This window comes from Wandonia sp. (assembly GCF_984588085.1).
Window position 1 is genome coordinate 1 of sequence record NZ_CFIGVI010000030.1, and the last position, 11,091, is coordinate 11,091.

7 protein-coding genes are annotated in these 11,091 nt (G+C 41.1%); 3 read left to right on the forward strand and 4 right to left on the reverse strand.

The features are described from left to right. Window positions 1-7: 7 nt before the first annotated feature. From AC4PL9_RS11045 to AC4PL9_RS11055, 3 genes are read right to left on the reverse strand one after another with little or no spacing between them, the layout of a single operon-like run. A complete protein-coding gene (locus AC4PL9_RS11045) occupies window positions 8-2,257 on the reverse strand; it encodes a DUF1573 domain-containing protein (RefSeq protein ID WP_491604813.1) in 2,250 nt (749 codons plus the stop codon). Further along, the gene (locus AC4PL9_RS11050; protein WP_491604814.1) at window positions 2,239-3,261 is read right to left on the reverse strand and encodes a PorP/SprF family type IX secretion system membrane protein; all 1,023 of its coding nucleotides are present in this window, start codon (window positions 3,259-3,261) and stop codon (window positions 2,239-2,241) included. Before AC4PL9_RS11050 ends, AC4PL9_RS11045 begins: the two co-directional genes overlap by 19 nt. Continuing rightward, window positions 3,261-6,863, reverse strand: coding sequence for a DUF7948 domain-containing protein (locus AC4PL9_RS11055; protein ID WP_491604815.1), 3,603 nt, complete (start codon window positions 6,861-6,863; stop codon window positions 3,261-3,263). Before AC4PL9_RS11055 ends, AC4PL9_RS11050 begins: the two co-directional genes overlap by 1 nt. A gap of 171 nt (window positions 6,864-7,034) precedes the next feature. Between AC4PL9_RS11055 and AC4PL9_RS11060 the strand changes: the two genes are divergently transcribed. Both AC4PL9_RS11060 and nadC read left to right on the forward strand, forming a co-directional pair. Beyond that, window positions 7,035-7,421 (forward strand): DUF4783 domain-containing protein, encoded by a 387-nt coding sequence (locus AC4PL9_RS11060; RefSeq protein ID WP_491604816.1) that lies wholly within the window; start codon window positions 7,035-7,037, stop codon window positions 7,419-7,421. 25 nt (window positions 7,422-7,446) lie between these two features. Then, a complete protein-coding gene (nadC, locus tag AC4PL9_RS11065; protein ID WP_491604817.1) occupies window positions 7,447-8,283 on the forward strand; it encodes a carboxylating nicotinate-nucleotide diphosphorylase in 837 nt (278 codons plus the stop codon). Between the two features lie 42 nt (window positions 8,284-8,325). On the opposite strand, the gene AC4PL9_RS11070 is transcribed toward nadC, so the two are convergent. Continuing rightward, on the reverse strand, window positions 8,326-9,333 hold the full coding sequence (locus AC4PL9_RS11070) for an SRPBCC family protein (protein WP_491604818.1): 1,008 nt from the start codon (window positions 9,331-9,333) through the stop codon (window positions 8,326-8,328). Window positions 9,334-9,476: 143 nt separating this feature from the next. Here AC4PL9_RS11070 and AC4PL9_RS11075 point away from each other — a divergent pair, with 143 nt between their 5' ends. Beyond that, a complete protein-coding gene (locus AC4PL9_RS11075; RefSeq protein ID WP_491604819.1) occupies window positions 9,477-10,979 on the forward strand; it encodes a T9SS type A sorting domain-containing protein in 1,503 nt (500 codons plus the stop codon). Window positions 10,980-11,091: the final 112 nt, after the last annotated feature.

Below are 11,091 nucleotides of genomic sequence, written 5' to 3' on the forward strand. Positions count from 1 at the left end.
GTCCAGTTCATTCTTTCACTTCTACGGAAATCATTAGCTCCAGCTTTTGTGCATATCCGGTCGTAATTTCGATGGATTTTACGGTATGTCCCGTGAAGTCGGATGTATCGAGAGTAGCTTTAAACCGGACGGTTTCACCGGGTGAGAATTCACGATCAAATTCAGGGACAGCAATACAGTTACACGGAATTGTTACAGCCGTAATTTTAACCGGAACAGACGTTTGGTTACGGATACTAAATTCCACTTCAATTTTTTCTCCCGGTTTTCTTACACCTGCATCTATTATACGTTTTTCAGCCGTCAATGCCTGTATCAAACTATCCTCTTCGACGATAAATGTTACGCTTTGAATTTCAATCTTTCGCTCCATCGCAGCCGCTCTTGAATACACGGAGTTTTTCTTGTCGTTTGGATTATCACTGATCAACTGATCTGCTACATATTCTCCAAAAGGAATTTCTGTAAACACCAGTCGTCCGCCATTTTCCGCTGTATTTGTCATAAACGGAGCAAAAACACCTCCCCCATACACCCGGAGATAGTTTACCAGTGAAGCTATCCGACGCTTGGTTAAGTTCACATTGTAATCTGTTTTTGCCAGAGGCGAAGCAAATCCTTTCACCTGTACATTAATCTTTGCTCCTTTCTGTAATTCCTTGAGCAATAAATCGCGGAACAGCTGTAAATCTCTTACGCCCTGATCAACATATTCAATAAAAAAATCTTCAATATCCTCTTCTGCATCCCGCGCTCTTTCCGATCCGAGTCCTTTGGCGTACTCTTTCTGATACGTAGGAAGCATTTGCGTATAGTCATTGTACGAATCAATATAATTCACGGTAGTGGTCGTATCCCAGGACCTTGGATTCGGAATATCATTGTGAAAATATAACGTAACAGGAAGTCGTGCATTTAATTCCTCCAGCGTTTCTTCGGGAATTTCTATTTCCGGTTCGGGTGTTGGATATAATTTAAAAATATCGGAGCAACAAGTAGGATTCTTCGAAAATAAAGACCCTATCCGGTTACTGGATACATAAGCCGTATCTCCATTCGTGAAATAATACAAGTCGTTCGCCGGGCTGTTTACCGGTACTCCGAGGTTCTTCGGTTTGCTAAATTCATTATTCTCAAACCGTGCTTCGAACACGTCAAACCCTCCATATCCTTCATGGAAATCGCTCGAAAAATACAACACTTTATTCTCCCGGTCAAAATGGGGAGTTACTTCATTCCCCATTGTATTAATTGATTTAAAATTCTTTACTTTTCCATACTGATTCCCGTTTTTAATCACACTGAAGTAAATATCCATTCCTCCCTTGGAGTCCTCGCGATTTGAAGCGAAAAACAGCCACTCATCTCCCATCACTTCCCCAATAGCCGGTTGCGTGGAAGTTGTTCCCGGTTCATTAATAATTTCACCTAACGAATCAATATCAGACCATCGACCGTCTTTATACCGGGCAACCATTATTTTGCAGCGATACGTAGCTTCACCTTCCGAACACAAACTAAAATAAAACCGTTTTCCATCCAGGCTGAAAGAACCGTTCCCCGAATTCATCTTTTTGTAAAACAATTCTTTTACAACATCCGGTCGTGTGTATTTCTCTCCCTGTTTCTCCGAATAATACAAATGCGTATGGTAATCGTTTTCGTATACTTCTTCGTTCGTGTGCACTGAATCGGCTCTCAGGGATGAAAACAACAGTTTATTTTCAAAAACCAGATGGCCAAATTCAGCATTTTTGGTATTGACCGTTTCCGGAAGATTAGTAAAAACAACATCTGAAGAATCATCAATAGTCGACTTTGCCCAGACACAAGCCGAAATCTCTTTACGGGATTTTTTATAGGCGAATCCCCTTTTATCTCTCGCATATCTTTTCTTCGCCCTCTTAAATACTTCGAGAGCAGCTTCATAATTCCCGCTTTGTTTCAGCATCATCCCGTAATAAATGAGACTATTCGGGTACAACCGGGCTTCTTCCTTCTCATAGACTTTTCCATAATAACGAGCAGCATTAGGATAATCCTGATAAGCCCGCAACGTCTCCGCATATTTCCACAAAATCGAAACCGAAGAAGAATCATACAACAAAGCTTTTTCGTAGTACTCTTTGGCATAATAATAGTCTCCTTTTTCGTACTGTTCTTCTGCAAATTTCAAAATCTGCTTCAGTTCCGTCTGACCGGACAGGGAAAAAGTCAACAGAAAAAAAGGTATGAAAATTAAATGTAAACGGGACATATTCGATGATTGACCTTTTTAGGTTTAAACGTTTTTAAAATGTATTGCAATGTTATTTCAATTCCCCCACGCACTCGTGATGCCGGAACTAATTTGGAAAAATTAATATCATAACTCAAACCCGCAAACCAGTTCTGATAATCCATTCCTACCATCAGGTAAGCTGCATCTCGCGTTCTGGAAAAGGCACCAAAGTACATTGCCATATACTCCCCTCTTTTTTCTTTCAGAATGTATCGCAACTGGCTTCCAAAAACAATTTCATGATATTTCCCCTGAAAATTCATCGAAAACGAAGGGATAACATCCCAATCCAGTCCAATTTTAAACTGTCCCCGTCCATGGAAAGAAAAACGCATGTCCCGTTGGATTTTTTGCCCGAAAAACCCCTGATTCTGACGGGTCATATTGTACCATGCGAATCCGACATTAAAATTCTTACGCGAGGAGGTAAACCATTCGTATACCGTTCCGAACCCCAATGCAAAGTTGGTATAACTTTCACGTTGGAAGATCTCCTGTCCTGATAAACTCGGGTCATAATAATAACCATTGTATTGTGTATCCCATGAAAAATTTCCCGGTTGGACTTCTCTTGAGTTTACACCAAACTGAATCCCCGGACGCAAGCTATGTACATTATTTTCTCCGTTTTTCTTATCCAACCGGATATGGTAGGCCAAAGAAGGTAAAAAATCGATGGTGCGAAATTTTCCATCTCCTACTACATCATGTACAAAATAGAAACCAACCGCCAGCTTTCCATTGATAAACCCTGCATTATCTCCTGATAAAGACAGTGTCTGGAAGGGTACGGTTACTGATCGCCACTGATCTCTATACGCCATGTTAACCCGGTAGTCTCCTCTGAAAAAACCAGTATTTCCGGGATTCTGATACAATGGATTATGCATGTACTGTGAAAAGTGAATATCCTGGGAAATACCGTAACTCCCCAGTAAAATACCAGCCATTGCTACCAGATATTTCAGGAGGATATTCATTAACGAATCAGTGTTACATTACCTTTTATAATGGATTGTTGTCCATCAATACATTTTACATCCAGATAATAATCATAGACATCCGGATCACAGGCTCTGCCCTTGAAGGTTCCATCCCAACCGGAGGACTGATCGGTAGATTCAAATACCATTTCTCCCCAACGGTTATAGACCCGGAAGATCATTTCAAACACATACGGACCTCTGACATAAAGTATGTCGTTTGTCTTATCGTTATCCGGTGTAAATGCGTTTGGAACAAATACGTATGGTTCGTCGCAGATAAACTCAAGAGCTTTCACCGGAACCAATACCGTTTTGGTACAGTAACCATCTGAAACCACGAAATAGAAATCCGTATCTTCATATACTGTAGCCGTTGTAATCAAACTCCCCGGAGAACTTACCTGACCTGGTGGTATCCAGGAAGTAGTCACTCCGGAAGGAGCCTCCCCGGTAAGTGTTGTTTGCCCTCCAACCGGTAATGTATCAGGTTCTGCAAAAGCAGAAAGTTGCGTTTCGTCCAGATCTGTAACCGTAATATACAATGTGTCATACAGACTGCATCCCGTACTGGTAGTTGCTTCTACTGTAATTTCCTGAGATTCTTCCAGTAGAACTGTTATCGTAGAACTACCATCTCCGCTAACGATCACCGAGTCCGGAGCCCAATCAAATGTAAAGGATACAGATGGAAGTGAATTAATGGCCGTGATACTAAAGCTATCTCCCGCACACACGGTATCCGGGTAGTCATACGTAAGTACCTCCGACAGGAATATCACCTGCATGCTATCCGTACGTGTACACCAGGTATTCGTAACCTGAACATAGTATGTCGCATCTTCATCCGGAAATACAGTTGCAAGTGAATCCGTTGGGTAACTATTGAGCGTGTCAGAGAAATCGGGTTGTGAACTCCATAAAAATGTATCTCCTGTTCCATAGCTGTTAGCCCAGAGCTGAACCTGAGCTGCTCCACAAACAATTGTATCAGGAGTAATATCCAACAATAAGGAATCATGAACTGTCACGAAAACTTTTGCACTGTCTGTTAATAAACAGATTGTATCCTGAACGTATAATGTAACTTCATACGTACCCGGTGTATTGAAAGTGTAGATTGGATTGTAATCTGTCGTAGAGGTTACTCCGTCTCCGAAATCCCACTCGTAATTAGTTGAATCGGAACTGAAGTTCTGAAATTGAACCGTAAAAGGAGCACATCCCTCTGTATGATCTACAGTGAATTCTGCTTTGGGAACAATTTCCAGATCAAATTTAAATACCAGATTATTGCAATTATCACTTTCATTTGTCAAAGACCATACATCAGGAGGAAATGTCTGGAAGTCACTATGACCACCACAACCACCACAAGCCGAATGGTACACAATTCCCATTTCATCAAATCTGGATGTCCCTCCGTCTACATGTTCCTGAGCCTGCCCTCCTCCCAAATAAGATCCATACAACAAACTTCCCATTTCTCGTGACAGTACGATCAGGTAGAAATTGTATCCATCTCCGTGGTTTTGTTGAAAAGCATCCGATGTTACAGGCATACCACTCAGGGGTGAACCTTGCTGAAGACTTCCCGCAATACCGGCTCCCCAACCCGATACATATAAATTTCCACAGACATCTACCAGAAATGCGGTAGGAGAAATATTCACCAGGCTGTTCCCGTTTCCAAAAACAGTCTGACGAATTATATTGTCCAAATCAGTATTTAATTGCATAATGAACTGTCCGCTGTTCGGATTTCCGTACACACCCGCTGAAGGCGTTATACTTCCCGTTGTTTGCCCCAGAACGAATACATCATCATACCGGTCTATCTGAAGGAAAAAAGCCTGATCGTATGCGGGTGTCCCCAATAGAGTAGAGCTCAAAACAGAAGTACCGGAAGCATCAAATCTGGTTACAAATCCATCCGGTTGTGTGACACCATTGTGATTGGGTTGTATTACACCCGGTGTGGTAGTGAAATTCCCTGACCGTGTCCCACCGGCCACATAGATTGCATTATTACTGTCAAATTTGATTGCATAACAGGCATCTCTACCGTTTCCTCCCCAATAGGTACTCTGCAGAAGATTCGTAAGATCAGGTGAAAATTTCATAATGATTCCATCCATAGCTCCTCCATACGTCGGCTGAACGGCATTTACAAGGGGAAAATCAGTCGAATACGTACAACTTACCACATAGCAGTTCCCTGCATCATCCAGCATAATCTCACCCCTGTAAGGGTCTCCGTAGTTATACAGCAACCCGCCAAAGAAGTTTCCATTTACTACACCAGATTCGTTATAATTTAAACCATCGTTAGCTGATCCTCCTATATAAGTAGCTCCCATAAGTGTACTTCCGTCAGATGATAACTTCCCCACAACGAGGTCGGTTCCTCCTGAGTTAGTTGTTCCATCACTTCCCCAAAAGTGGGTTCCGTTTGATGTAAACTCTCTGTAAAGGCCTCCGTTGAAAACGGCCTGAACAGGGTTAACCAAAGGAAAATCATCGGAAGAGGTTGTTCCAAAGAAATACAACTCATTATTGTCATTACAAATAATGCTGTGCGGCACTTCTGTTCCTCCAAAATCATCTCCGCCACCTATGTAGGTCGAATAAACCATTGTCGTTCCGTCTGCACTGTACTTCGAAATAAAAATATCTGTAATCCCATACCTCAAAGACTGATTTGCCGCTGCATTGACCTGAGTAAATGTTCCATTCTCATCATAAGCCCCGGCTGTAGTAGGATAACTATTCCCGAAAGCAATTCCTCCTGAGTACAGGTTTCCGTCAGTATCATACGTAGCCGTCATTCCGAAATTATCCGATTGAGAACCACTATAACTGGCAAAAATCATAGCCGGATCAATAATCAATTCGATAGTCTCGTCATATTCTTCCAGCGCATAAGTCACAATATTCCCTTCAAGCCTGTAAGCGGCCGGGACTTGTACAATCTTACCATTTCTCACCTGGTATACGTACGGCTTCTTTTCCTCAATAACGCCCAGCTTTCCTTTCACTCTAAGTCCTCCGTCCTTTGTCAGAATTACTTTTTCTGCGTTCGGATATTCAATCCGGATCTGATCAGGACTGGCATGAGGAGCAACAATAAAATCATATTTTAAAACGTCTCCTTCATTATTCAGCCGGAGATCTATTCCCTCATATAAATTGTTTAAAACGATGTCTGCATACCCTCTTACTTGTGAAGCCCATCTGTCGGGATCATTTCCGATAAAAAAGTTATAATATTCCCTGGAAGGTTTTGTCTTTTTTACCTCTACTACTTCATTCGCTCCCTGAAAATGAGCTATGATTAATTCTTGTTTCAGGTCAGGAGCCGTTTCTACTTCATTAAAATGCGCGTGATGCATTTCTTTCATATCAACAAACTGATAGAGAATCCTGCCCTGCTCTACATACATTTTCCCGTATTTGGATTCCGCACGAAACAATACAAAATCAGGCCATTGCCCCTTATTCTCCAAAAACTTAAAGTTTCCTTCATGATCTGGAATTTCCTGAGCACTTAACGAAAACGAAAGTACCATCAGCAGTAGTATAGAAGCTAATTTCATCATCCGGAAACTAATTTACAATTATTTTTTGGTTCGTAAAACAATTCCTGTAACAGTGTTACGCTGCTCCGGGCTGCCGGATTGACAAATATTTGTACATTTGCTCCTACGGTTTTAGATTCAGTATTTATCGGCATAGTATTTGTTGATAACCTTATCAAAGAAAAGAAAGTAATGAAATTTTTAACGGTCATAGTTACATTTTTAGTTCTGAGTGGATCTTTGTTCAGTCAGGACAGACTATATACTGACCTTGAACGGGCTTTTCAATACGGAGACGAAAAATCAATCGTTGCACATGCTTCTGATCGGTTACTTCTGGATATTGACAAAAAGGAAAGTATGTACAGTCGCTCTCAGGCTGAAATGATACTACGTGATTTCTTCTCTAAAAACCGTCCGAATTCCTTTAAGCTTATTTTTAAAGGGAATGCAAAAAGCAGTTCTGCCTACGCTGTAGGGATTCTTGAATCCGGAAGTAAAAAATTCAGGGTAACCATCACCCTGAAAGAAAACGGCAATTCATTTAAAATTGAACAGTTATCTGTAGAGGAAGACTAAGCGGTCTTCTTTTCAAATCAAAAGTATGATAGACGAGATTATTGACAACGCATTGCGTGAAGATATCGGAGAAGGAGACCATTCTTCTCTGGCCTGTGTACCCGTTGAAGGAAAAGGAACAGCACGACTACTTGTAAAAGACGAAGGAATTATAGCCGGTGTAGAATTAGCGGATCGCATCTTTAAACGGTTTGATCCGTCTTTGGAAATTACCCTATTCATTCAGGACGGAGAATGGGTTAAGCCGGGAGATGTTGTTTTTGAGCTGAAGGGTTCTTCACGATCCATTCTTTCAACCGAAAGACTCGTGCTGAACTTCATGCAGCGCATGAGTGGAATTGCCACGCAAACACGGGAACTGGTTGATCTCATTCAGGGGACAGCCTGTCAACTCCTCGACACCCGAAAAACGACTCCTGGGATTCGCTACATGGAAAAATGGGCTGTTCGTATCGGTGGAGGACACAATCATCGTTTTGCATTGTATGATATGATTATGATTAAGGACAATCATATTGATTATGCAGGAGGTATTCCTCAAGCAATTGAGCGTGTTCATGACTATCTCGATGCAAATGGGAAGAATCTTAAAATCGAAATAGAAGTTCGCGATGAAAACGAACTGGATCAGGTTTTGCAGGTAGGAAAGGTAGATCGTATTATGCTCGATAATTTTACACCGGAGCAAATTAAAAAAGTACTGACCCGGATTCCAAAAGTGTATGAAACAGAAGCTTCGGGAGGAATTACAAAAGAAACAATTCGATCGTATGCCGAAACAGGGGTCAACTTTATTTCAGTAGGAGCTCTGACTCATTCCTTTCGTTCACTTGATATGAGTTTAAAAGCCGTTTTTGAATAAAAAATCCGCTTCTTCTTACGGAAGCGGATTCCTTTTATCGTGTTATTCCACAAGGTAGAAAATATTAGTCTGCCATTTCGCAGTATCAGGCTCCGTCATCGGGTCTGTAACATATTCCTCAATCACAGGCATTTTTACCTGTAATTTATGTTCTTCGATATACTTATCCATAGCCATGTGTGCTTTAACTGAGCCTTCGTAATCACCAAAATAAACGATTCGGAGTGCTTTCCCTCCTACCTTCCATGTTTCAAAGTTTCCTACGCTCTTCTCCTGAGTAATCGGAACTGCTGCCGCCATATCCGTACGATCGTTTTCCTCATCCCATGAAAAGAACAGCCCGGAAGGCGCACCCTTAAACTCATACCCCCGTTCTAAAATCCCAGCATAAATATCCCCCAGATTGTCTGAATAAAATGTTCCCATTTCGGAAAACATCAGTGTATCTCTTTTCCCGACAAAATAACGAGGTGCAAAGTCAATTTCTTCTATTTCAAAATCACCCTTTATAGCTTTTAGCCCGGCCAGTTCTTTTTTCAATTTACCCAGTCCGTTTTCGAAATCAGCCCCAACTTGTTTTTCCATTCCCATTACGAACATCATCAGATTAAACGGATATGGAGAGCTTCCCTGCATTCCCCACTCTACATTTGTACCTTCTCCTTCATCTGTAATCACATAATAGGTAATATCTTCATTTTCGAACGGCTCAATAAAGTTGAGGCGGATAACAATTGAATCTTCCGTTAAACGGATGATCTCCATTTTTCCTTTCCCTACGTCTTCATTTCCTTCCCAGGCGTAAAGACTTCCAACCGCTCCCTTTTCTCCTGTAATTTCAACCTTCATATCAGGGTCCATTTCTGCCCATGGACTCCACCTTGCAAAGTTTGCAAAGTCTGTCATATACGCATAGACTACTTTTTTAGGCGTTTCCATTTGAACACTTCGAATGATCGAGTATTCCTTTTTCACAAAAAGAGCAGCAATCAATAAAGCAGCAATCAAAAACACGATCACCAGCAATACACGCAAGAAAAACTTTTTCATATCCGTTGTTTTTGAGCAATATACGATATAAAGAAAAACCAGTCAACTACTCTGACTGGTAGAAACATCAGTAATTCTGATCCTATTTACTTCTTTTCCGATACTGAAAAGGTTAAATTTACTGCTCAATTAAACTTTTACACATGAAGCATTTTTACTTTACAATTGCCCTGTTTTCTTCTATTAACGTAAGTCAGGCACAAAGTGTAGCAACAGTAACTCTAGAGCAAAACAATGTCAAAGCACTTCTTTCAGACAATGGCTTTTTATTTAATGATGTCCTCAACGATCAATCCGGTTATATTGTTCCCAGGCAGGGAGATGCCGGCGCAATGTTTGGTCTTAATATTAACTATACAGCAAAAGATCCTAATGAAACAGTTCACTTTAGCAAAAGCTTATACGGGATAAGTGTCTGGTCAGGAGGTCCTGTAAGAGATAATTACAATGTATCCGTAACACCTAGTATTTCATGTATATCACGAACGGAAATCACGAATCACATTCATTCTTACACGTCTCCTTCCTATACAACCCCCGGAAGTCTTTTGGAATGGCCTGCGCATGGAGATCAGGAAAATGGAGAAACGTGGTTACTTGCACCTTTTGAAGATATTGACGGAGATGGTATCTATGCACCTCAGAACGGAGATTTTCCTTGTATTAAGGGAGACCGGGCCTGTTATATCATTATGAATGATCAAAAACCGGACTTACAAACCGAAGGGCTACCCAGTGTAGGACTGGAAACGCACATCATGGTGTATCAACTCAATTCAGCGAGTGAAGCAGTTAATAATGCTACTTTTATGGAAGTGAATACTTTCAACCGATCCGAAACTGATTACACCGATTTTGTTCTTGGTATTTTAATGGATGGAGACATCGGTGGTTTTGACGATGATTTCATCGGGACGGATGCAGAAAGTTCCACTCTCTATTTTTACAATGGGCGAACGATTGATCAGGGATTTCAGGGGGTGACCGGATACGGAGCAAATCCTCCTGCTTTGGGACTTACTGCCCTGAATGAAGACCTTAGCTATACTAATTATCCGTTTCAAAGCAACTGGACAGTTATGGAGCTGTACAATCTCTTCAATGGAAGAAACCCGGATGGAACACCTCTTGAACACGACTATGTATTTGACGGATATTATGAAACCGGACGTACGGAAATAACAACAGGAGGAGTTCCCGGAGACCGAAGAGGATTTGCAAGCTACACACCTGTAAATCTTCCATCCGGAGAGAGTCACTCGTCCAGTTTTGTAATCTCTTACGGCAAAAGCAGTATGTATGAACATCTTTTTTCTCCGGTAGAAAGCCTCATTACAAATATCTACGAATTAAAAGACGTGTATTCACAGATTTCTTCTTCTTGTGATGAAGTTCTGTCAAACGGAAAACCCATTTCTAAAAAGGAAATTGCGCTTTTTCCGAATCCAGCTTCAGACCAACTTACCATACAGACACCGTCTAATGGAGAGTTTATCTTACTTAATGCACTGGGACAAAAAGTGTACGAAGGAAAGCTTACCAGTCCGGCAACCTATCTTTCTGTAAGTCATCTTTCCGAAGGAATTTATTTCGCAAAGATCAGTACGGATACAGAAGACAGAACTATTAAATGGATTAAAGAATAAACCTGATAACTGTATAAATAGAAAAGGTAGGGATAACCCCTACCTTTTTTTATTTTCACTCATTAAAAAGACTCGCCTCCAAAGCAGCAATATACATCCCAACAATAGACTC